The organism is Vibrio sp. OPT18 (assembly GCF_015163615.1).
GTDB lineage: Bacteria > Pseudomonadota > Gammaproteobacteria > Enterobacterales > Vibrionaceae > Vibrio > Vibrio coralliirubri.
In genome coordinates this window covers 24,588-47,327 of the sequence record NZ_JADDYK010000041.1, presented here as the reverse complement: position 1 = coordinate 47,327, position 22,740 = coordinate 24,588, and the positions used below count along the sequence as shown (strand labels likewise).

Sequence of the window (22,740 nt, the reverse complement as noted above, 5' to 3'; positions counted from 1 at the left end):
TAATGGCTAGCCTGCGCTGAGTACACGCTGCTTATTGGCCGCAGCGGCACGAGGGACAATGTGAGTTTTAATATAGGCATTAAGCTTAAACCATGCAAAAGCGCCCGCTAAAACATTGGCGACGGTCGCAGCAATAACCGCATTGATCATGTCTCCAGTTATCGAGCCGAGCCATAAAGCAGGAATGTAGAAAACAAACAAGCGTAAGAAAGAGACATTCAAAGCTTTACGAGGCACACCCAAGGCATTAAAGACCGAAGCAACCAACATGCACAGCCCTAGTGGGCCATAGCTGAATGGTATAAATAACAAGGTCACTTCAAACCAGCTGCGTATGCTTTGTTCTTCCGAGATAACAGGAATAATCCAGCCACTAAACAGCGCCAATAATGCGGCCATCACAGTGTGGAAAACCAGTAATAACTTCGCTGTTGTATTCAATAGCTCGGGGATTTTGCATCGCTGCTGCGCCCCTAGGTAACGACCAATCATAGGCGGGATAGACATCGTCAGAGCAAGAGAAAACACCAGCATAAAACTTTCAACACGGGCGAGTAAGCTCCAAAAAGCCATCTCATCGGTTCCGATTCTCGCAATCAAAAGCATTGAGAAGAATGCGCTGACCGCAGGTAATATCTGATTCGCAGTGGTTGGCATTACCGTCTTGAATAGCTCAAAACTGTAGCCTTTAATTTGGTTACGGCACGCGCCATTGAAGCCAAACCAACCCTTGCCGCGAGACTTGATTAGCATGTAGATTGCGCCGAATGCGTAGCCAATGCTCGATGCGATCGCCGCCCCTGCAATGCCCATATCCAATCCAAAGATCAGAATAGGGTCGAGAATTAGGTTAATCACGCTGGCAGCCAAGAACATGCTGCCGGTTGTTTTAGTATCACCATTGGCACGATAAACGCAGGTGGCCAGATAAAGCACTGCCACCATCAACGCACTGAACAGCCACAACGGCCAGTACACATTAAAAATCGACAGCATGGATTGGTATTGAGCGTCAGAGACATCATTCACAAACGACGCGAAAACAGAATCGCTAAAAACAATCAGGCCTAAGCAGATCAGAGCAATCACCAAGACACCAAACCCGACCGACAACGTGGCAATTGAAGTAGATTTACGTTGCTCCTTTGCCCCTACCGCTTGAGAAATAATGGACGTTGCCGCCACACCGATGCCCACTTGAACCCCGGTAAACGCCGCTTGGAATGGCAAGGTGATACCGTGAACCGCCAACTCATTAACCCCTAGCTGACCAATAAAGATCGAATCGACCAATTGCACCATCATGATCGCAAACACACCCAGCGTCAGTGGCAGCGTTTTCTCAATAATGGTTTTCAAAGTCGCGGATCTCATCTGCATAAGTCGGTTCACTCTTGTCTGTACCTTGGGGCTAATTACCTAGTTGAGCAGTATACGAAGCTAAATGAAAAGGATAAGAGCGCCAGACAAGGAATGAGTTTTTAGATTTCGTTGACAATCGAATTAGCAAGATACCTTCAACGTTAAAATAACCACCTAAGACACTGAATATATTGAAATTATAAAACCCACCAAAACTCTTAATAATTCGTTAATAGTGTTTCGTTTAATGGTTAATTGTTGGTTCGAACATTCCTCGCTAGCCTGAATTTAGGTCGCATTCACACTGAATAGGCTGAAATGAAATCTCTCAGAAGGAATATGGAAATGGCATATCAAGGTTATACAACGTTTAAAGCTCAAGCCGAGGATGGAATTCTTACCGTCACTTTTGACTTCGGTACTGTGAATGTTCAAGGGCAAGAGATGCTTGCCGACCTCAATGGTTTAGCAATGAGACTAGAGCGCGATCGTGACATCAAGGTCGTGGTATTTCAGTCAGCAAACCCTGAAGTTTGGGTCTGCCACTACGACACTAATCTATTAAAAGACATGTCGACAGAAGCCGTTTCTCGTGAAGAAGCGAAGTTACTCGACCTGCAAGTGGTGCTAGAAAGAATCAGCAAACTGCCACAAGCCACCATTGCCAAGCTTGAAGGGTTCGCTCGAGGTGGAGGCCACGAATTTGCACTGGCGTGTGACATGCGATTCGCGGCTCGTGGTAAATACAAATTCATGCAAATGGAAGTGGGTATGGGCATCCTTCCTTGTGGTGGCGGCGCATCACGTATGGCACGCCAAGTCGGCTTAGGTCGCGCACTCGAAATCGTCCTAAGTGCACGAGACTTTGATGCTGACGAAGCCGAAGCATACGGCACCATCAACAAGGCACTAGAGCCGGATGAAATTGGTGAATACGTCGATACGCTTGCTAAACGAATCGCTCAATTCCCTGCCGAATCGATCAATGCATGTAAGCAAGCGGTGTACGAGTCTATCGATAAACCGATCGACGAAGCACTCAAAGCAGAGGCTTACTGGTTGTATCAAGCTACGAGCAAAACCCCTGCGGTTAAGCGCTTCCAAATTGCCGATGAGCAAGGCCTAGAGCACGATATGGAAAACCAACGTAACTGGGAAACTCTGGTTATGAACGTTCAAGACATCAAATAACTCATTCACTACTCTTAATTTGGGTCAGCCACAAACTGACCCATAGTCTTACTTAATGCTTAAACGCCATCTGTTAACCACTAAGTGTTAAAATGGTCATTATTTGTCCCATAGGCTCACATTTGAGTCTTCAGCTTGTGAGCCAAATGCAACTATGCGTCATTAATCTTTGTTATAAAGTTGTTCAAACTATTTTTTGAAGGACGGAACATGCAAAAAATAATTCTGATCACAGGGGCCACGGATGGCATTGGTTTAGAGACCGCAAAAGCACTGACGCAACAAGGGCACCATGTTCTGATTCATGGCCGCAACCCAGCTAAGGTCAATAAAATCGTGACCGCTCTGTCTCGCCTGTCTAAGAATGCAATCATCGAAAGCTACATCGCAGATCTATCGACGCTCTCTGAAGTTGAGGCGCTCGCAACCCAAATCAAAAGCGATCACAAACGACTCGATATACTCATTAACAACGCAGGTGTGTATAAGGTGTCGGACATCACCACTCCAGACAATCTTGATGTGCGTTTTGTCGTAAACACCATTGCGCCGTATCTACTGACACAAAAGCTGCTTCCTCTTTTTGATGCGACAGGTCGTATCGTCAACCTATCTTCAGCAGCCCAAGCAACCGTAGATTTAGAAGCATTGATTAGCCCCAATGCGGGTGAACTTGATGGTCCGGTTTACGCGCAAAGTAAGCTGGCACTAACGATGTGGTCCATCGAATTAGCCAATACTCTTTTAGACAAAGGCACCGCAATTATCCCTGTAAACCCAGCCTCTTTCCTTGGCAGTAAATTGGTGAAAGATGCTTATGGTGTTGATGGTAACGACCTTGCTATCGGGGCCGATATTCTTTGTCGTGCTGCGCTCAGTGATGAGTTTGCCAACGCTTCTGGTCAATATTTTGATAATGATTCTGGGTTGTTCAAAGACCCGCACGCCGACGCATTAGACAACACCAAGAACCACAAGCTGGTGACCGTGCTTGATCAATTGCTCGAAGAAAAGCTGTGCGTTGCGCACTGATCATTCATTAGTAAAAAACGACCACTAACACTCCCCCCACACACAATCCAAGCCGCAGTTCTATCCATACAGACAAAGAACTGCGCGCTCTTTCGATTATTAAAATTTCTTTAATACTGATTCCCCGCTTTGCCCAATTATCACCCAAGATGCAGATTGCTAAACTTGCCCTCGTCGAAACAACACAGGCTACGGCCGAGGAGCATTTATGCGTTTTGAAGGTAAAGTTTATCGTCCTTGGATGGAAGCAGAGAGCGTACTCATCCAGACAACATTGGGGTGCAGTAACAACCAATGTACCTTCTGCACGATGTTTGATGATAAGCGTTTCAAAGTAAGAGATATCAAAGACATCTTTGAAGATATTGACGCGGCGAGAAAGATCTACCCGCATGTAGAGTCTATCTTTTTAGTCGATGGTAACGTAATGGCGATTAGAACCGAGATGCTGATTTCGATTCTGGATTACATCAAGATCACCTTCCCAGAGATCAAGAACATTTCTCTGTATTCAGGGTTCAATGACTTCCGTCGTAAGAGCTTGTCTGAATTAAAAGAGATTAAGTCGGCAGGTTTAAGCATGGCCTATTCAGGTTTGGAGTCAGGTGACCCAATTGTGCTTGAACGCATTCAAAAGCGCATGACGCGTGAGCACGCAATTGAGGGCATGAACCTAGCCCGTGAAGCAGACATCAAGGTGCTGGCTTCTTTCATCTTTGGCCTTGGCGGCAAAGAACGTTCTGTCGAGCATGCAATTAATACCACTAGCTTGCTGAACATCATGCAGCCAGATGCAATTGCACCTATGGCTTTAGCCGTTCAACCGGGATCGGTGTTGGAAAAAGAAGTAAACCGTGGCGAGTTTGTTTTACCAACGCCATTGCAGATTCTGGAAGAAGAAAAATACTTACTCGAAAACCTAGAAGATTTCGATTGCTACTACTGGGGCGACCACGGCAACAACATATCACCAATGCGTGGCATGTTGCCTCAGGCTCGCAAGCCGTTTCTTGATAAGATCAATCAAGACATCGCGCATAACCCAATCACCAAGCAAAATGTTATTAAGACCTTTGCTTGGTAATAGCTCGATTTAATTCGTAACCAGTAAACGTAAACAGACCAAACGACAGGCGTTGCAACTCCATATTATGGAATAATCAAAGTCCAGCAGCGCCTAACGTATATCTTACTTTTTCAGATTCACAGCCCTACCTAAGCCAAAGCCGCTAACAACAAGTCAGTACTCGCTTCAACGTGAGCTGTAATCTCTTGTTCTGTGGGTGCAGGCATTCCCATCAACACACCCTCTCTGACACTCATCACCATACCAAGCCAAAGCTTAATTTTGGTTTGTGGTTCTTCAATATCGAATCGCTCATTGAAAAACTGAGCAAGCACGCGATCGGTATCATCTGGGCCAACGTCCATAAAACGACTCACTAATTCTGGAGACTTACTGCCTTCTGCTATCAACAGCTTAAAGGTCGCAATATGCTCGCTCGAAAGGTGAAACAAAACGAAGTCTTTTGCGAAGCCCAATAGCGCTTGTCGAGTATCGGCGTGTTGCAAATGCATCACCAACTTATCGTCTGTCTGGCTACCCATTTGTCTTAACGTCGCTTCAAACAACACATCTTTAGAAGAGAAGTAACGATAAAGCGTTTGCTTCGTCATTTTCGCTTCACTAGCGACTCGGTCCATGCTGGTTTGCACATAGCCTTCCGCGAGGAATATCTCCTTCGCCGCTTTTAAAATCGCGAGTCGTTTCTTCTCTTTGTTCTGCTCAATCTTGCTCATTACTTCATCCACCCCAAAACAGAGATCATACTTTAAAGTATGATTTGTATTGACTCAACCAATTTTTAAAATCATACTCACCAGTATGATTTATTGATGATAGATAATTGGATAGAGAAATGACGACAATGAACCTCCCTAAAACTGAAGCAAGAAACACACGAACCCTCGGCTTTACCCTCGCGATCGCAGGTGCCGTATTAATGAGTATTGATCCAATCTTCATTCGTTATGCCGGTGTCAGCGGATTCGATACTGCCTTTTTGTTCGGCTTATTCAGCGCAATCTCGATGCCGATTTTGCTTAAGTTCAACGACAAACGTGGTATCCGAAAAGCTGTGATTCAGAGCGGTTGGCCATTGTTGGCTGCGGGTATTCTTATGCTCGGCAGTGCCTCAGGCTTGGTGTTCAGCATCAAGATGACCTCGATTGCCAATACCTTTGTCATCCTCAGTGCAGCCCCTGCGGTTGCTGCTATTTTCAGCTGGTTAATCTTGAAAGAAGCCACCAGCCGTTCGACTTTGGTTGCCATTGTCGCGGTGATGATTGGCATTACGGTTGTGGTTTCGGGTTCGTTTTCTTCAGGCAATTGGATGGGAGATGCTTTAGCGGTATTCGCAGTGATCTGTTTATCTATGATGTTTACCTTACTGCGTAAATATCAAGACGTCAGCCGATTGGCGAGCGTTGGCCTAGGTGGTTTGTTGCTCGCGGTTGTGATGTTTTTCTTCGCAACACCATCAAGCTACAGCGTTGAAACGTGGTTAATCATGGGCATGATGGGCTTGTTTACGGCACCTGTAGGGCGAGTGTTATCTATGGTCGCAACGCGCCACATTACCGCACCAGAAGTATCAATGACTCTGATGTTGGAAACTGTGTTAGCGCCAGTTTGGGCGTTTATCTTCTTCACCGAGATCCCGCCAACGACCAGTATTATCGGTGGTGTGGTGATCTTGACTACGATCTTCATCTACACCTTAGTGACCATGAAAAGCGATGACAAATAAATAGATTAATAAAGAGACTAATAGGAGCTAAATATGGCTGCAGAACTGAAATTTATTGGCCGAATTACCACGCCTTATCACTCGGTTTCGGAGTGTCCGAATAACATCCAACCGGACAACGGCCCGACCTGTGAAATCATCTTAGATGACGCTTATCAGCAAGGTTTATTGGGCTTAAACAGTAGCGACCACATCCTGATTCTCTATTGGCTAGAAGGCGCTAACCGAGATGAATTGCTACAAAGCAGGAATGACGAAACACCGACCAAAGGCACCTTCGCACTACGTTCACCGCACAGACCAAACCCAATCGGTGCCGCCGTACTACCGATTGAAAAAATCGAGAATGGCACCGTAACCGTGAGAGGCTTAGATTGCTTGAATAACACACCTCTATTGGACATCAAGCCGGCGATCTATAGAGAGAAGGGATAAGCGAGAAGTTGGTCTTCCTAAACCAAAAGCGAGCTGTCCGTTAACGAAAGGTTGGTATCACGCATGCTTGATGAAAGCTTGGCTTAACTGCTGAAAGAGTGAGTCTACGTTGGGTAGAGTTGTCAGATGTGCGGACAACGGAGTATGAACTTGCGCGTCCACCACGGTTGGATTTCCACAAACTTGATTATAAAAATTCACGGGCGCAACAATGTTCTCTAGGTCGATATCCAACAAGATACAGGCTTGCGAAAGTACGATTTGGCCACCCCCTTGTTTAAGCAAAACACGCTGCGCAGTGCCCACTATTTTTTGTTTATTGATATTGAGGTTATAGTCGCCATCACAATAAGAACCGGGGGTGGCGTGTACATCCACATCGATGCCCAGTTCTTTGAAAAACAGGGTTAAGACGTCGCATAAATGTCGATACGCTTTTTGGATGTTGTAGGCTTCATCACGAGGCCAATGATAAATATGCGATAGGTTAATGATCCCCGGCAGTTGAGGAACGGGAGCACCACCCGTTTTACGTGAGGTGAGTTGCCAGCCTTGTGCCGCGAGTTGCTTTCTAGATTCCACCGTCACTGGCCACTTTTTACCTGCGGGCAAAACGAGTGTCGGCGATTTTGCTTGCCACAGCATTAAGGCTTGTCCAATCTCACCCGCCTGTATCTGCTGCAATAATTCAGCTTCTTTTTCAAACGCACGATCAACATCAATGTGCGGGTAACGTACGAGTTTATTCGTTAGCTTCAATGCACTTTCCTCTACAGATTGTGGTGACTTAGAATTTAGCGTTCTGAAATAATTGGTGGGCGATGGGGCTAGTTATCCCCAAAAACTTCCGTACACATCCGCATTTAGAACCTCAAAAAACGCCTCAAGGCTCTTCACCTCTGCTGTCGGTTCGTAAATGTGCCATTTTAAATCAGATTTTATCCAATAGATTGCCCACTCATTACGTGATTTGTAGTACATCACTTTGGCTATAGGACTTTCCATTTTTTCACTTGGGTCGTTCCATTTCGGGCGAACTTCGAATATTTCTATTGCTTGCCCATTCACTCGATATCCCAAATCTAACTGGTCCCTAATTTCTACAGGTGGTCGACGAGAGTCCAGATAGATCTCAACTGCTTTTTCATATCGTTTTTGTTCGATTTCAGAGAATGCCATATCAGTTACCTAAGCTATTAATCAACTTCAAACCAAAAGTGCCGAGCGTTTGAGTGGTTTGTTATGTTGTTGTATACGTTTGAGCCGAATCTAATTTTGCTACTGCTTGAAACACTGTAATTTTAACATTCACATCTTGTCTCATGACGTTATAGACTGTTTTATCTGGGTTGTTTTTATTAAGAAGAATAAACTGGTTTACCGATTCAAATAGCTCACCAGCTTTGACCCTTATATCTTCACTCCCCACAACTTGAATATGATTGTATGTTTTCAAATATGCAAAATATCCAGAAGAGTCAAATGCACAGCTAACTCGAATATGTTCGTAGACCAACTGGTGCGATTGAGCTAAAAAATCCACATACCTCTGTTTGTTCTCTTCTAGCACAGTATAAAAGCGTTCTCGCTTTTCTTTATCGACAGCATGAGAGTTTGTTTTACAAAGAACGGCATATCCTGCAACTGCCGAGATAAGAGCACCCAAGCCTATTTTTATTGCTGTATCTATAACATCTAAGTAAGTGAGCAATTCCACCTCCGAATTTCAATTGCAATATAACGAATGACATGGATTCCCCCTGCCGAGGATCTGCCACACTTATGTGGTACTTAATTGCACCGGAGGCACCATGTCTGATTTTTCTTATTTCTGCGGTATCGACCTAGCTAAAAACCACTTCAGTCTTCATGCCGTAGACCAAAATGGTAAGGTCATACTTCATAAGTCGGTAACTCGCTCTAAACTACTGACCACAATAGCAAATATGCCACTCATGCGTATAGAAATTGATGCGTGTGGTGGTGAACATTATTGGGAAAGGGTGATCTAAATTATGCCGTGGCTATCTCCAAAGCAGTCCGACACATTTTCTCAATAACACAGAGTCTTGATGGCTTCTGTCTAACAAGGTTGTCTGATATGGTGGCGGCAGAACTTCAGCAATTGTTTAGATAGTATTGAATATGAAAACACTAACCATACTTGATGGCGGCATGGGCCGAGAACTCAAAGAAATTGGCGCGCCATTTTCTCAACCGCTTTGGAGTGCTCAAGCGCTGATTGAAGCACCCGAATTTGTTAGCCAAGCGCATCAAAACTTTGTCGATGCAGGTGCTGAAATCCTAATCACCAATAGCTACGCGTGTGTGCCTTTTCACTTGGGTGCAGAGCTGTTCGAACAACGAGGTTTTGAACTAGCCGCACTGTCTGGTGAGCTGGCTAAAGCAGTTGCTAACAATGCTTCTCACACCGTAAAAGTGGCGGGCGCGATTCCACCGCCATTTGGCAGCTACCGACCAGACTTGTTTAAGGTAGAAGAGGCAGCGCCAATCATTCAAACGCTTTACGATGCCCAGGATCCAAACATCGATCTTTGGATAGCGGAAACCATCTGCAGCCTGCAAGAGTTCGAATCCATTCATGCGGTTCTTAAGCAGTCAGATAAGCCGTGTTACTACGCATTCAGTTTGGAAGATACCAAGGGCGATTCTGCCAATATTCGTTCTGGCGAGAGCGTAACAGACGCCATCAAACTTGCCTGCCAATCAAACGCGACAGGCATTATGTTTAACTGTTCAGTGCCTGAAGTGATGGATCAAGCCATTATCGATGCCAAGAAAGTGATCGATGAGCTAGGCAGTAATTTAGACATTGGTGTCTACGCCAATAACTTTGCGCCTATCAGCAACGAACATGAAGCGAATGATATGTTTCAGGAGATGCGTGAGCTGGATGGCCAAGGTTATTTAACTTACGCCAAACGCTGGCATGCACTGGGCGCGAATATTATCGGTGGCTGTTGTGGCATCGGGCCAAAACACATTCAAGCCCTAGCCGATTGGAAACGCTCCACACAGAGCTGATCCAGATCTTCAACTAGAATAAAATAAATAGAGAACAGGTTGAGAAATCTGTTCTCTATTTGTATGTGACGTCTCTGAGTACACTGATACAAAACAACGATTTGGAGCAACAGATGAGCGACACGCAACGCAAAATAAAATGGGGCATCGCAGGGCTAGGTAATATCGCCAATCGATTCGCAACCGCTGTAACGGAGCACTGTCTGCATGGTGAACTGTATGCGGTTGCCGCAAGAGATCACTCCCGCGCAGCCTCATTCGCCAACAAGTTTGGTTGCGACAAGGCTTATGGCTCTTATGAAGAGATGGCGAATGACCCAGTAGTAGAAGCGGTTTACATCGCCACCGTTCACCCATACCACCAGCCACTCACAGAACTGTTTCTAAAGAACAATAAGCACGTATTGGTCGAGAAGCCGGCTTTTACCAACCTTGCTGACTGGCTTGAGATGAAAGCTCTCGCAAATCAAAATGGTGTTATGTTGCTAGAAGCAATGAAAACCGTGGTGTTTCCCGCGTATCGTGAGCTCCAATCATTCTTGGTAGATAACAACATTCAGATAGACTCCATCGAAGCCAGCTTTGGTAACCATCATGACTATGAACCCGATTTGTTTATCTTCAATCCGGATTTGTCAGGCGGAGCAACGCTTGATGTCGGCGTCTATGGGCTTTGGTTCTTCTACGACCTGTGTCGAACGCTGGGTGTGAAACCTTCAAAACCTCAAGTAGAGATGTCGTGTCTTTATCAAGGGGCAAATGTTGATACCGATGCGTGCTTTACATTCTCTGGTGATATGAACGGTAAGATATCGGCATCAACAGCGCAAAACCTTCCCCGATCAGCACACTTGAGTGGGCCTGATACTAAGATCACCATTCACGAAAAATGGTGGAATCCGGCCTTTATTGAGATTGAACATCAAGGCAACAAGTCGACCATCAACTACCGTGTGAAAGGGAATGGATTCGAGTTTGAAATCGACCATTTTTCAGAGTTAGTCCTTCAGGGCAAAACTGAATCGAATATCCTAAGCTCAGAGATAACCTCTCGAGTTCTCGACACAATGGAAAAAGCACTGATTGACTCTGGCTATCCACATTTAACTCAACCTCGTCGTTAGGGAAAGCACATTGGGCAACCTTAAGCGCAAGCTTGAACTGTATGAAAAGATATTTCAGGCTTTTGGGCCTGGAGTATCACATTGTCAGGTCAACCAACTGGCCACACTGCTGCACGTGAGTGAACGTCACGTTCAGACCTTACTCAAAGCGATGACAGCGCAAGGTTGGATTGAGTGGCAAGCCAGTTCAGGCCGAAGCAAGAAGGCACAACTCACGTGTCTGGTTGAACCCATTGAGGCGTGTTACCAATACGCACAAACCCAAGCTGACGCAGGCAACATAGAACAGGTATTTAGCACCTTGAGCTTCAACGGCCGCAATGCTGGCGCTGAGTTGCAAGCCTTTCTAAGCAGCACCAATCCGTCGGCGCAGAATATCGCGTACATCCCGTTTCACCGAGAACTCGAAGCGCTTCACCCTCAACGAGTACTTAGACGCACCGAACGTTTCTTAGTGATGCAAGTTTGCCAACGTCTAACCTCCGTTAAGCACGGCAAACTCAGCGGCGATCTAGCGTATCATTGGCAGGCGAATCAAGATGCGACACAGTGGCACTTTCAGATTCGCAATGATGTTCGCTTTCATAATGGTCGAACGCTTGAACCTCAAGACATAGCACGGAGCCTTAACTCTCTCTGCCAAAGCAAAATATGGCGTCGCTGTTATCAGCATATTGATGAGGTCTCTGTCTCGGCAGGCAATGTGGTTGTCGTAAAGTTGAATCAACCTGATTGGCATTTACCGCGCCTACTTGCTAGGGCTGAAGCCTCCGTATTTGATCACTCATCACCGACTGATAGGCTGATTGGATCTGGCGCGTTCTCATTAGACATATTCTCAAGCAAGATGTTGAGATTGAGCCGTAATAGCGCCTATTCACACAGCACGCCGATTCTCAATCGAGTCGAGTTGTGGGTCTACCCGGAATGGGCACAGAGTAAAGCCTGCGCTCAAAATCAGGTGTGCGTGAAACTGCCCGAAAAGACGACCACCGTGCGTAACGATGACCATTCTTCTCAACCGGATTTCGGCTCAACGTTTTTCAAAATTCAAAACCCAACGTTGTCGAAAGCCGTTCGTGAGTTCACCGTTGAAGACACCTCTGAATGCCAAGCCCTTTTCGATCAGTTGTCAGTGTCTGGCGACCACAAAACCAGCGTGGAATATGGGAACTACCTAGCTAACTACCTAACTACCAAAGACGTCGCGTTGTGCAGCATTATTGATGAGAACGACACCTTCACTGCGTGGTTAAGCTTTTTCACTCGCTTCCCGTTTGAAGACTTAGCACTGCCTGCTGAGATGCTAGAGAAAATCGAACATGGCTTAACCTCAATAACAAACCAGCCCAACTTTGAGTTAGCGATGAATGCACTGTTAGCGCTTCGGCATTGGTTGCATGAATCTGGGGTTGTGACTGAGCTCAAGCAAGAGGCGTTCAACTTAGAGGTTTCTGAAAAGATACACGGCGCACAAGTGAATGGTTTCGGTTGGTGCGAACTCGACAAGTTGTGGATTAGCCATTTGTAAGTCTAGTCGTGTTCAAAATAAGTCATTAGGCACAGCGACTTATCTTTAACACTCCCCTGCCAATAGCAAAGAAATGGGGTGCTAATGTACTCTCGAAGTGAGACTCAGCAAATATAAGCACAAACTAAATAGACCCAATAAGAAGGTAAACCATGACTCGACACCTAACAGGCTCATTACTGTTTCTTTGCGCATTCTCTTTTAACAGCATGGCGAGCAACCAATGCGACGCGCTAACTGGCTGTGAAAAGAAGTTCTGTGAGATCGAATATCAGATAAAGAAAGCGGAACAGTACGACAATCAGTACAAAGTGGAGCGATTAACAAAAGCGTTAAAAGCTGCGAAAGAGAACTGCACCAATGAAGGTTTGAAGGATGATCTCCGCGAGAAGATTGAATCCAATGAACAAGATTTAGCTGAATACCAAGCCGACTTAGAAGAAGCAAAAAGAGACGAAAGAGCGGATAAGATTCGAAAATATGAGGGTAAGATCGAAAAAGAACTGCGTAAAATCGATGAATTGAAGCAAGAACTGGCTCAGACCCATTAATCGATAATTGAAACAAAAATGGTCTTACTGCTTAGTAAGACCATTTAGAAAATACCGCTTTATGACGACCTCAAGAATCAACCTAGCCAACGCCAGCCGTTATTATCCTACCAGCGCCAATTCAGACTCTTTATAAATCCGGTTAGCCACTTTGTATGCCGCAGGCGACGTTAGCGTATCTTTGCATCTACGCTTAAATTGCTCGACTTCAACCGTTTGTTCTTCCAATAAATAGTACAACTCACTCAAGTAGTTAGCTTCAAACACAGCTTGACCAAGTGGCGTACATTCGTATCGGCTCGACTCTTGGTAGCCAATTGCGGTCAACACAGACTCTGGCAGCTCCCAGAACTTAGCAATGGTGTAAGTCAGACGAATAGAGTAGCTGTTCATCAGGCGCTTCAATGCTAACGAGTTAGGTGGAACAGAAGGATCAACATGCTTGAAAGCTTCTACCATCATCTGGAAAATGATCATCTTGCCTAAGTTTCGAATCAACCCAACAAAGTACGCCGCCGCTTGATCTTCTTGAGATGAAGAGTCTCTCATCAACTCCTTAGAAAACGACGCTGTCTGAACACTGTGATTCCAAATTTTCTCACCGAAGTGACGCCAGTAAATATTGTTCCCCGGCGTGAAGTTCTTCATGTAGCTATTCACTACTCCTTCAACAAGCCCTTGAGAACCCATATTTAGGAATGCTGTTTTTAGGTCGGTAACCTGTTTTTCATTGCGTTTGTAAAAGGCGCTATTCGCCAACTTAATCACATCGGCAGCCATACTCGGCTCGCGCTCAATCACTCTTAACAATGCATCGACATCAAACTCATCACTCTGTAATTCTGCCATTAACGTGGTCACAGAGGCTGGCATCACTGGCAGTTCATTAAGCAAGGCTTTTGGAGAGCGAATCAAGCGTTCGATCTGACAAGCGACAAAATCACTAAATGGGTCTGACTCCGTGCGAAGGCGAGACTCTCCAAACAAATAATCAAGGAACTCACCATCGTGAAGGCTAAGCGTCTTATCGACGATTAATGATGATGGCTGAGCGGACGACGGCGGAACAAAAATTGAAGACTGAACAGAATCAGTAACAACGGTTTGTTGTTGCTCTTGTTGGACAGGCTCTGCAGAAGGTTTGTTTTTTGAATCAACAAAAGGTGAGAATAGTGCCTGCAATACCCTTTTAAACATCAATACGGCTCCTAGATGATTATCAAACAATTCGGGATATATAACGGCGGTGATTATCGCACAGTTAATTCATAAACCACACAGTGACAAATGAATCATTAATTTCTCAGCTGTATAGGATCTGTTACTCAACGGGCTGCGAGACTGTGCCTACCAGCATTCACTAGAAACAAAAAGAGCGAGCACATAACACTTGCTCGCTCTTATATAGGTTAGATGCATGACAATATCTAAAGTTAGCTCTGGGCTACTTCCAACACGATCTTACCAACGTGTTTTTTCTTTAAGAACTCATCTTGCGCTTTATGGATATCGGCTAGCGGATAAGACTCTGCAACGATAGCGCCAATCTGCTGTTTCTCGATACGGTCTACTAGATTCTGGAATACCTGTGGTTCTAAAACCGTGCAACCAAAAAAGCTGAGATCCTTGAGATACAAAGTGCGAACATCAAGCTCAACCATCGCGCCACCAATTGCGCCAGATACGGCATAACGACCGTGTGGTTTCAGCACTTCAAGGAATTCCGGCCATTTGTCACCAGCGACTAAATCGATAACCACATGCACACTGCTTTCGCCTAACGCTTTAACCAAATCAGCATCACGGGCAATCACTTCATCAGCGCCAAGCTCAAGTAACTGTTGGTTCTTGCTTGGGCTAGTGATGGCAATAACATACGCGCCGCGAGCTTTTGCTAGCTGAATAGCCGCAGAGCCCACACCGCCCGATGCACCAGAGATAAGCACGCGATCACCCTCAACCACATTCGAGCGAGTCAGCATATTCTCTGCCGTCGAGTAAGAACATGGGAAAGACGCTAGCTCAACATCCGACATGGTGCTGTTAACCGCGTAAGCATGTTTTGCTGCTACTTTGGTGTATTCAGCGAAACCACCATCGCATTCAGATCCGAAATACCATGGCTGTGGTAGATCTTGTCCATAAACCTCAGTCAAACAAGGCTCAATCAGAACACGCTCGCCAATACGTTCAGCCGAAACTTCGTTACCAACGGCTACGATGAAACCGCACACATCGGCTCCTTGGATGCGAGGGAATTTCAACGCTTCGCCAGACCAACTGGCATCGTCTGAATCATCACTTTTTGCATACCAACCGATTCGCGTGTTGATGTCGGTATTGTTAACGCCTGCTGCCATGACTTTGATCAGCACTTCATTAGGCTCAATTTGTGGAACAGCAATGTCTTCACGGTAACCTAGCATCTCTGCCCCGCCGTGTCCTAGCATCTCTGCGCCTTTCATTGTTTTTGGTATCTCGAAATTCATACTGTTTCCTTGAGTAATTTTGTCACCATATTCTGTGCCGATGCCACTGCTTCTTCGCCTAAGACTGGCCACGCGCTTGATACGCCTTCATGAAGTAAAAACAGCGGTGTCGCGAGATCCTCTCGCAGGCTCTGCTTGCCTATTAGCAAACGAACTTGTTCTTTATGCTGTGTAACCGCTTGGCTGATAAGCTCATTATCGGGAAATGCGGCCATCGCATTCATCGACATACACCCGTGCGGCGCATACTCTTCTAACCATTGTTGGAGCTTGTTGAAGATATGAGTAACCGATGCGAGCCCCTTTTCAGGCGACGTTTCTAACAAGAAATCTAGGTAACGTTGGTGTCGATATTCCAAGGCACCAACGATCATCGCTTCTTTTGAAGGGAAGTGTTTATACAAGGTTCTTAAGCTTACATCGCACGCCGTTTTCAGCTGTGCAACGCTCGGCTCAGCAAAACCTTGCTGGCTAAACGCCACCTCTAAGCTTGCTGCAATCTGTTCTCTCAACATAGTGCTCTCTTAATACCGAATACCAATCTTAGTAAATAACTGTAATTGGCATAATAATGGGTAGAATGATTGTTCTACTTATAGAGTAGAACGATCACTCTACCCCTGTCAATATCCAAATTTACAAACCAAGAAATGATAAATTCCGCGCCAAACAGCACACGGAATTTATCAATACAGATGAGAGACTTAGCGTTTAAGCTGGAGTCGACTGCGTATCGTCACCAGAACAGATAACGCGCCACACAGTACCAACACCACACCTAGATCTTGGAGCATTCCCGCTAAAGCAAGCCCTGAGCCGATCAAGGTGTAATACATCAAACCAAACAGTGCACCTGCACTTCCCGCTTGAGATTGGTAGCTGACTAATGCGCGACTCAACACATTGGGAATCGCAATACCAAATGCCATGACCACCAGCATCATCGGAAGTAAAAACCATATTGAGTGTTGTGAAAAATAGACACCCACCGCACCTAATGTTTGAAGCCCTGCTGCGATACCAATCAGAGACATTGAAGACACTTGTCTCTTCAACAATGTCTTGTTCACCAAGCTTCCCAACAGAGTCCCGAACCCAAGCACAATGCCGCTGTAGCCAAACTGCTCGACGCTAAATCCAAGTTGAATGAAGGCAAATGAACCCAATTGATAATAAGAAAACAGCGCAATATTGAACGACGCGACCAGCAACGCAGACATCCATATATCGCTATCTTTGACCATGTGAATACTGAGTGACTTTAACTGCAATGGCTGCTTAGATTGTTGCGTTTCAGGCAATGACCATAGGCTATGTGCCAACAGCGCTAACACCATAATAAACAGGGCAATAAACACATATTGATGCCCGCCCGCTTGGCTTAATTGGCCGCCAAGAAGCAGCCCGATGATTGGGCTAATCGACAGCCCCATTCCCATGTAACCAAACACCTTGGCCAGTTCAGTGCCGCTAAAAGCATCACGCAGCATGGTTTGTGTCACAACCGAGCCCACCGCAAGCCCGAAAGCGCCCATGGCTCTGGCTATCATCAACCACGTAAAACTGTCGGTTTGCATAGCAATAAGTGCTGAACAGGCGAATAACCCCATGCCCAATAACATGGTTGGTCGGCGCCCCCACTTGTCAGCTAACACACCCCATACCACGACACCGAGCGCAAACGCTGAGAAGTAGATCGAGAGGGTTTGCGCCGCTTGTGCGTAACTCACATCAAAGGATTTCGATATTGAATCCAGAGTCGGACTATAGATGGTTTCTGCGATTTGAGGGAACATCAGCAATAGCACCATTTGCCATAAAGAAGGTTTTGTTTTCATCATTTTTCCAAGACCAGTGAACTTGACGAGGAGTCTAGGGGAAACTAACCTTGGCTCGTTAACAACATTAAAACCAAAAACAACAAGATTAGGACAAATGGCATTAATCAGCGAAACCATTGAGTTTGATGCAGACAGCTTACCTGCGCCCGTAATAGGGATTGCGGCAGAGCTAGGTCAGCATGACTCAGGAATACATCACCACATAAAAGGACAGCTGCTGTATGCTCCGCAGGGTTGCATCACCTTGACCTTAGAAAACGCCATTTGTATTTTGCCGCCGACTAAGGCCGTGTGGATCCCGCCTTATACCAAGCATCGAGCGCAGATGACCAATGTGGTTGCTTATCGGTCGCTCTATTTTGATAGCAGTATTTACACCTGCCCAGAAGCGATTGAAATTGTGGAAGTGAATGAGCTTTTAAAAGCCCTAATCAATAAGATGGCTTTCTGGGATTGGGACGTTGCCCGCGAGCAAACCACCAATACCGCCAACCTATTTTGGGAAGAGTTTTACAGCGCTAACCAACACTCGTTTATCTTGCCGCTACCGACAGATCGCCGCTTTATAAGCTTTTGCAAACGAGTCCGAACCGCTTCCTTTCTGGCCCCAGCCCTCTCGACATTAGCGAACTCGGTTGGTGCAAGTACCAAGACGATTACTCGATTATTCAAAGCCGAAACAGGCATGACTTATCAAGAGTGGCGACAGCAATGGCGCTTGTTTAAAGCGATTGAACTGCTCTCAGAAAACCGACAAGTCGGTGATGTGGCTCATCTGCTAGAGTTCTCATCCAACAGTGCGTTTATCGCTTTTTTCAAACAGCAAACCGGACAAACTCCGTTGGCCTTTACCAAGTTAGCAGCGTGATTGTTGTTATCCAAACTCTGAAGTTTTACTGAGCTCAGATACCAAAAAACCAGAACATGAGTTCTGGTTTTTAGGCGTATTTTAAAGCTAGATGCGGCCGTTACTTGGTGTAGAAAGCGCGTTTCAATGCCATCTCTAAACCACGAACTTCAGCTAAGCCTTTCAATCGACCAATCGCCGAATAACCTGGGTTAGTGGTTTTCTTAAGGTCATCCAGCATTTGATGACCGTGATCCGGACGCATTGGAATTAAGCGGTGATCGCCCACTTCTGCACGACGATTTTCTTCATCCAAAATAGCCATCACAACGTTGTACATGTCCACATCACCATCGAGGTGCGCTGCTTCGTGGAATGTCATTGGGTTGCTCTCTTCACGCTTAGTTGAACGCAGGTGCGTAAAGTAAATTCGGTCACCGTGCTTTTTGATCATATTAACCAGATCATTGTCGCCACGAACACCGTATGAACCCGTACACATCGTCAAGCCATTCATCTTGCTTGGCACATGTTCGGTCAACCAATCAATGTCTTCGATCGTTGAAACGATGCGAGGCAAGCCTAGAATTGGACGCGGTGGATCGTCTGGGTGAACCGCCATCTTCAAGCCATTCGCATCACAGATAGGCATCAGCTCAGCGAGGAAGTAAGACATGTGCTCACGTAGCTTGTCTTTGTCGATTCCCGCATAGCGATCTAGCTGTGCTTGAAACGCTTCTAGTGTGTAACCTTCTTCAGCGCCTGGCAGGCCAGCGATGATGTTATTGGTCAGTTGCTGAATTTGCTCAGGCGTCATGTTGTTGAAGTAATCCAACGCTTGCGCTTGCTCTGACTCTGAATAGTCCGATTCTGCACCTGGGCGCTTCAAGATATGCAGCTCAAATGCCGCAAATGCGATTTGGTCAAATCGCAGTGCGCGCGAGCCATCAGGCATTTCAAATTCTAAATCGGTACGCGTCCAGTCCAACACGGGCATGAAGTTATAACAAACCGTATCGATGCCACACTCAGCAAGGTTAGACAGAGTTTGCTTATAGTTATCAATCCACTGCTGGTAGTTGCCAGTTTGAGTTTTGATCTCTTCGTGCACAGGCACACTTTCTACAACCGACCACGTTAAACCTTTCTCTTCGATAATGGCTTTACGCTTAAGGATTTCTTCTTTTGTCCAAACTTCACCATTTGGAATATGGTGCAGTGCATTCACAATACCAGTTGCGCCCGCTTGACGAATATCGTCTAGCGAAACTTGATCATTAGGGCCGTACCAACGCCACGTTTGTTCCATGAGACTTACCTTTCTTTAAGACGCACTTAGCCGGCTCGAATTAATCAAGCTAAATGCAATAACGACTTCTTAATGGCAGCAATGACAATTACTGCCCGAGATAGCACCGGTCTACGCCGGTCTAAAGACGATTACCTATCTACAACCTAGTGAATGAATCAGCTTTCAAGAGGAGCCTTGTCGCTGAATTCAACATTAGCTTCAGAACTAGCTTTCTGAGCTAAGCAGCACCACTGGGTTGGAGCTAAATAAGTAACCATCAAAGTTTGGGTCATCAATGTCTGACAGCGCTAACAAACGCTGTTTAACATTCTCAAGGTGTTGCCACATTGCGTTCTTAGCAGCGACAGGGTCTTTGCGCTGTAAGGCGGCGAGGATACGAGCGTGATCATCTAACCATTCTTCACGGTAATCTTGACCACTGATGTGAGAGTGGAGTTTATTCCACATTGGACTCTTTTCGCGTCGCTCCCAGGATTGTTTCAACATATCTACCAGCACAGAGTTTTGAGTTGCCTCTGCAATACACATGTGAAATCTTTCATCTCCGCTGCAATCGGTGGTGCCGCTTGCAAGCTCTTCGCGCTCGAGTTCGAGTGCAGAGCGCATCTTAATGATGTCGCCCGGAGTGACCTGAGTTGCCGCAAACTCCGCGATATTACTTTCCAGTAATTGGCGGGCCTGCAGCATCTCGAATGGACCAGCATCATCGCTGACCACATTCTCGCGAGAATGAGTTGGAATGTTCAGGACATAAACACCCGACCCTTTTTTCACCTCAACTAAGTTTTCAAGCTCCAGCATGATGATCGCTTCACGCACCACAGTGCGGCTTACATCTAGACGATCAGCAATATCGCGTTCTGGAGGCAACCTATCTCCGACCTTATACAGACCTTCAATCAGTTCTTTTCTTAGTACTAACCCTATCTCCTGATAAGGTCTTTTCGGCTCGAAAGGCATCATGATGATATTGTCACTTCTTTCCATTGTATTTCTCTCGCCATCATAATGACCAAATATAATTGGTCAACCTCTATATCTTAAAATGCAGTAACACCTTGTTTTTGTATTACTCTTTTTTCTATATTTGCTCGTTATTCAACAGCCTGAATACGGTCAATCAATGCGCTCAATTCTGGGTCCGCTTTATCTAGCGCGTCGTACATAGGTTGAACCGCTAGTGCGAACGCAGCTTTGTCTGGTTCCACGAAAGTAACGCCCATTTTCTCGGCTTTAGCACGCTCTTTTGCTTCCGATTCAGCCCACAATTTTTTCATCAATTCAGATGAATCACTTGCCGCCTTCATTAGCGCATCTTGTTGTTCTGTAGTCAGTTTATCGTATGCTTTGGTTGAGATAACCAACACATCCGGAACCATCGTGTGCTCATCTAAGCTGAAGTATTTAGACACTTCACTGTGACGGCTCAAGCTGAAAGAAGGAATGTTATTTTCAGCCGCATCTACGACACCTTGCTGCAGTGCTGTATACAACTCACCGTAAGCGAGTGGCGTTGGGTTACCGCCTAACGCTTTCACCATCGCAATTGCTGATGGGCTTGGTTGAACACGAACTTTCAAACCTTTCAGATCTTCTGGTGTGTTAATTGGCTTATTGGTATAGAAGCTACGCGCACCAGCGTCGTAGTAAGTCACACCAATAAAGCCGCTATCACGAGAAGAGTTAAGAATGTCACGGCCTACTTCACCATCAGTCACACTGTAGTAGTGCGCTTGATCGCGGAATAAGTAAGGCATGTTGAATGATGAATAAGCAGGAGAAAAAGCTTCTAGCTCAGCAGCATTACTTTTCACCATATCTAAAGCGCCGTTCTGCATCAGCTCCATAGATTCACGCTGTGTACCCAATTGAGCATCAGGGTAAATACGGATACGCACCTCACCATCCGTCAATTCACGTACTTCTTTCGCCATAAACGTCATCGCTTCATGTACTGCATGGTCACGAGGGTGGTTATGGCTCAGTTTCAATGTTGTCGCTGCATAAGCAGAAGCTGTTGCTCCAAAAGTGAAAGCAGCACCGACAACCGCACTAATCAAAGTTTTACGCGTCATCATCATTCTTATTCTCCGTGGATTGGTTATCCAAAATGTAGGGTGTTTTTTGTTATGGGCTCATATTGGGGCTCAAAAAAGGAACCGTCAAAGCTGAAATTAAAATTGATTGACCAATATCACAATAAAAACCCATAAATTGGTCAACCAAAATCATTTGTGAAGTTGCTCACGCCAACCAAAAAATGAATAGCTTATGATTCAGCCAGATTTTTGAACATCCCATCCCTACATAGAAACAATTTCTTACATTGGTAAACCAATTGTTATGAGATACGCAATTTTGTTGAAAGGAAATAAACATGAATAAATTGGTCAGTTACATAAATAGAGGGTTGGCCGCCTTTACAGTGTCTCTATCGTCTTTCTTAGTACTGTGTGTGATATGGCAGGTTTTATCCCGCTATGTTATTGGCAAACCAAGTACTGTTACCGACGAGCTCGCGCGTTATCTCTTTATGTGGGTAGCCTTAATTGGTGCTGCTTACACTACGGGGCTGAAACGCCACCTTGCCATCGACCTGCTTACGATGAAGCTGACTGGCAAACGCAAATTAATCAACGAAATCGTTATCCAAATAGCCATCGCTTCTTTCTCTTATATCGTTCTAGTACACGGTGGAAGCCAACTTGCTGCTAAAACGCTTGCGATGGGACAGCTGACTCCCGCTCTAGGTTTAGAAATGGGCTACATCTACTTCTGCTTACCGATTAGTGGCGCTTTGATGATTTTTTACTCCGTCGTATTTACCTACGAACGCGTTAAACAATTAATGTCAGGTGACGATTTGATCACCGACTCACAACTTGATTGATAGAAGGATTTCACAATGGAATGGCAAGTAATACTGACCTTATTCGGTAGTTTCGCTGTACTGCTTACAATCGGTGTACCGGTCTCTTTTGCGATTGGTTTATCGTCACTAGCAACCATCTTAATGAGCTTACCGCTTGAGCCTGCAATCGCTGTAGTTGCTCAACGTATGGCCGCTGGCCTTGATAACTTTGCACTATTGGCAATCCCGTTCTTCATTTTGGCGGGCAACATCATGAACCAAGGCGGCATCGCGCTGCGTTTGATCAACTTCGCGAAAG

General features: G+C 45.6%; 23 protein-coding genes and 2 pseudogenes. 13 read left to right on the top strand and 12 right to left on the bottom strand.

The window, feature by feature from the left end; all coding sequences use genetic code 11:
- Positions 1-6 precede the first annotated feature (6 nt).
- Positions 7-1,380, bottom strand: a complete 1,374-nt coding sequence (locus IQQ51_RS09630; RefSeq protein ID WP_193840915.1) for an MATE family efflux transporter — start codon at positions 1,378-1,380, stop codon at positions 7-9.
- 327 nt (positions 1,381-1,707) lie between these two features.
- Between IQQ51_RS09630 and IQQ51_RS09625 the strand changes: the two genes are divergently transcribed.
- The 3 genes from IQQ51_RS09625 to IQQ51_RS09615 all read left to right on the top strand — a co-directional run bounded on the left by IQQ51_RS09625 (position 1,708) and on the right by IQQ51_RS09615 (position 4,669).
- On the top strand, positions 1,708-2,553 hold the full coding sequence (locus IQQ51_RS09625; protein ID WP_048609935.1) for an enoyl-CoA hydratase/isomerase family protein: 846 nt from the start codon (positions 1,708-1,710) through the stop codon (positions 2,551-2,553).
- A gap of 210 nt (positions 2,554-2,763) precedes the next feature.
- A complete protein-coding gene (locus IQQ51_RS09620) occupies positions 2,764-3,585 on the top strand; it encodes an SDR family NAD(P)-dependent oxidoreductase (protein ID WP_193840914.1) in 822 nt (273 codons plus the stop codon).
- Positions 3,586-3,793: 208 nt separating this feature from the next.
- A complete protein-coding gene (locus tag IQQ51_RS09615) occupies positions 3,794-4,669 on the top strand; it encodes a radical SAM protein (RefSeq protein WP_017087617.1) in 876 nt (291 codons plus the stop codon).
- Positions 4,670-4,800: 131 nt separating this feature from the next.
- On the opposite strand, the gene IQQ51_RS09610 is transcribed toward IQQ51_RS09615, so the two are convergent.
- Complete coding sequence (locus IQQ51_RS09610) at positions 4,801-5,385, bottom strand: TetR/AcrR family transcriptional regulator (RefSeq protein ID WP_017082605.1); 585 nt, start codon at positions 5,383-5,385, stop codon at positions 4,801-4,803.
- Positions 5,386-5,504: 119 nt separating this feature from the next.
- Between IQQ51_RS09610 and IQQ51_RS09605 the strand changes: the two genes are divergently transcribed.
- Positions 5,505-6,395: a DMT family transporter gene (locus IQQ51_RS09605; RefSeq protein WP_193840913.1), complete on the top strand. Its 891-nt coding sequence runs from the start codon at positions 5,505-5,507 to the stop codon at positions 6,393-6,395.
- 33 nt (positions 6,396-6,428) lie between these two features.
- Positions 6,429-6,830, top strand: a complete 402-nt coding sequence (tsaA, locus tag IQQ51_RS09600) for a tRNA (N6-threonylcarbamoyladenosine(37)-N6)-methyltransferase TrmO (RefSeq protein WP_193840912.1) — start codon at positions 6,429-6,431, stop codon at positions 6,828-6,830.
- 57 nt (positions 6,831-6,887) lie between these two features.
- Here the strand turns inward: tsaA and IQQ51_RS09595 are convergent, their stop codons facing one another.
- The 3 genes from IQQ51_RS09595 to IQQ51_RS09585 all read right to left on the bottom strand — a co-directional run bounded on the left by IQQ51_RS09595 (position 6,888) and on the right by IQQ51_RS09585 (position 8,547).
- Positions 6,888-7,589: a lipoate--protein ligase family protein gene (locus IQQ51_RS09595; protein WP_193840911.1), complete on the bottom strand. Its 702-nt coding sequence runs from the start codon at positions 7,587-7,589 to the stop codon at positions 6,888-6,890.
- Positions 7,590-7,661: 72 nt separating this feature from the next.
- On the bottom strand, positions 7,662-8,009 hold the full coding sequence (locus IQQ51_RS09590) for a DUF3024 domain-containing protein (RefSeq protein ID WP_193840910.1): 348 nt from the start codon (positions 8,007-8,009) through the stop codon (positions 7,662-7,664).
- A 61-nt stretch (positions 8,010-8,070) separates the two neighbouring features.
- The gene (locus tag IQQ51_RS09585) at positions 8,071-8,547 is read right to left on the bottom strand and encodes a hypothetical protein (protein WP_193840909.1); all 477 of its coding nucleotides are present in this window, start codon (positions 8,545-8,547) and stop codon (positions 8,071-8,073) included.
- Between the two features lie 94 nt (positions 8,548-8,641).
- On the opposite strand from IQQ51_RS09585, the pseudogene IQQ51_RS09580 reads away from it, so the two are divergent.
- The 5 genes and pseudogenes from IQQ51_RS09580 to IQQ51_RS09560 form a co-directional block, all read left to right on the top strand.
- Positions 8,642-8,839, top strand: a pseudogene (locus IQQ51_RS09580) (IS110 family transposase); the annotation flags it as partial.
- Positions 8,840-8,975: 136 nt separating this feature from the next.
- Positions 8,976-9,875 (top strand): homocysteine S-methyltransferase family protein, encoded by a 900-nt coding sequence (locus tag IQQ51_RS09575; RefSeq protein WP_193840908.1) that lies wholly within the window; start codon positions 8,976-8,978, stop codon positions 9,873-9,875.
- Between the two features lie 113 nt (positions 9,876-9,988).
- Positions 9,989-10,999 (top strand): Gfo/Idh/MocA family protein, encoded by a 1,011-nt coding sequence (locus IQQ51_RS09570; protein ID WP_193840907.1) that lies wholly within the window; start codon positions 9,989-9,991, stop codon positions 10,997-10,999.
- Positions 11,000-11,009: 10 nt separating this feature from the next.
- Positions 11,010-12,530: an SgrR family transcriptional regulator gene (locus IQQ51_RS09565; protein WP_193840906.1), complete on the top strand. Its 1,521-nt coding sequence runs from the start codon at positions 11,010-11,012 to the stop codon at positions 12,528-12,530.
- A gap of 152 nt (positions 12,531-12,682) precedes the next feature.
- Positions 12,683-13,081 carry a DUF1090 domain-containing protein gene (locus tag IQQ51_RS09560; RefSeq protein ID WP_193840905.1) on the top strand — a complete coding sequence of 133 codons (399 nt, stop codon included), beginning with the start codon at positions 12,683-12,685 and terminating at the stop codon, positions 13,079-13,081.
- 102 nt (positions 13,082-13,183) lie between these two features.
- Here IQQ51_RS09560 and IQQ51_RS09555 read toward each other — a convergent pair whose 3' ends face one another.
- The 4 genes from IQQ51_RS09555 to IQQ51_RS09540 form a co-directional block, all read right to left on the bottom strand.
- Positions 13,184-14,278: an HDOD domain-containing protein gene (locus IQQ51_RS09555; protein ID WP_193840904.1), complete on the bottom strand. Its 1,095-nt coding sequence runs from the start codon at positions 14,276-14,278 to the stop codon at positions 13,184-13,186.
- Between the two features lie 236 nt (positions 14,279-14,514).
- The gene (locus tag IQQ51_RS09550; RefSeq protein ID WP_048610362.1) at positions 14,515-15,570 is read right to left on the bottom strand and encodes an alcohol dehydrogenase family protein; all 1,056 of its coding nucleotides are present in this window, start codon (positions 15,568-15,570) and stop codon (positions 14,515-14,517) included.
- Entirely contained in the window at positions 15,567-16,085 is a 519-nt protein-coding gene (locus IQQ51_RS09545; RefSeq protein ID WP_017061096.1) for a TetR/AcrR family transcriptional regulator, read from the bottom strand. The genes IQQ51_RS09550 and IQQ51_RS09545 overlap by 4 nt, the downstream gene beginning before the upstream one ends.
- Before the next feature lie 189 nt (positions 16,086-16,274).
- Positions 16,275-17,408 (bottom strand): multidrug effflux MFS transporter, encoded by a 1,134-nt coding sequence (locus IQQ51_RS09540; protein WP_193840903.1) that lies wholly within the window; start codon positions 17,406-17,408, stop codon positions 16,275-16,277.
- Positions 17,409-17,505: 97 nt separating this feature from the next.
- On the opposite strand from IQQ51_RS09540, the gene IQQ51_RS09535 reads away from it, so the two are divergent.
- Positions 17,506-18,279 carry an AraC family transcriptional regulator gene (locus tag IQQ51_RS09535; RefSeq protein WP_193840902.1) on the top strand — a complete coding sequence of 258 codons (774 nt, stop codon included), beginning with the start codon at positions 17,506-17,508 and terminating at the stop codon, positions 18,277-18,279.
- A 100-nt stretch (positions 18,280-18,379) separates the two neighbouring features.
- Here the strand turns inward: IQQ51_RS09535 and uxuA are convergent, their stop codons facing one another.
- The 3 genes from uxuA to IQQ51_RS09520 form a co-directional block, all read right to left on the bottom strand.
- Positions 18,380-19,567: a mannonate dehydratase gene (gene uxuA, locus IQQ51_RS09530; protein WP_017068145.1), complete on the bottom strand. Its 1,188-nt coding sequence runs from the start codon at positions 19,565-19,567 to the stop codon at positions 18,380-18,382.
- A gap of 207 nt (positions 19,568-19,774) precedes the next feature.
- A complete protein-coding gene (locus IQQ51_RS09525) occupies positions 19,775-20,557 on the bottom strand; it encodes an FCD domain-containing protein (RefSeq protein ID WP_048610343.1) in 783 nt (260 codons plus the stop codon).
- 107 nt (positions 20,558-20,664) lie between these two features.
- Positions 20,665-21,648 carry a TRAP transporter substrate-binding protein gene (locus IQQ51_RS09520; RefSeq protein WP_048610341.1) on the bottom strand — a complete coding sequence of 328 codons (984 nt, stop codon included), beginning with the start codon at positions 21,646-21,648 and terminating at the stop codon, positions 20,665-20,667.
- A gap of 299 nt (positions 21,649-21,947) precedes the next feature.
- On the opposite strand from IQQ51_RS09520, the gene IQQ51_RS09515 reads away from it, so the two are divergent.
- Positions 21,948-22,460, top strand: a complete 513-nt coding sequence (locus tag IQQ51_RS09515; RefSeq protein ID WP_048609952.1) for a TRAP transporter small permease — start codon at positions 21,948-21,950, stop codon at positions 22,458-22,460.
- A 15-nt stretch (positions 22,461-22,475) separates the two neighbouring features.
- Positions 22,476-22,740: pseudogene (locus IQQ51_RS26880) on the top strand (TRAP transporter large permease subunit); the annotation flags it as partial.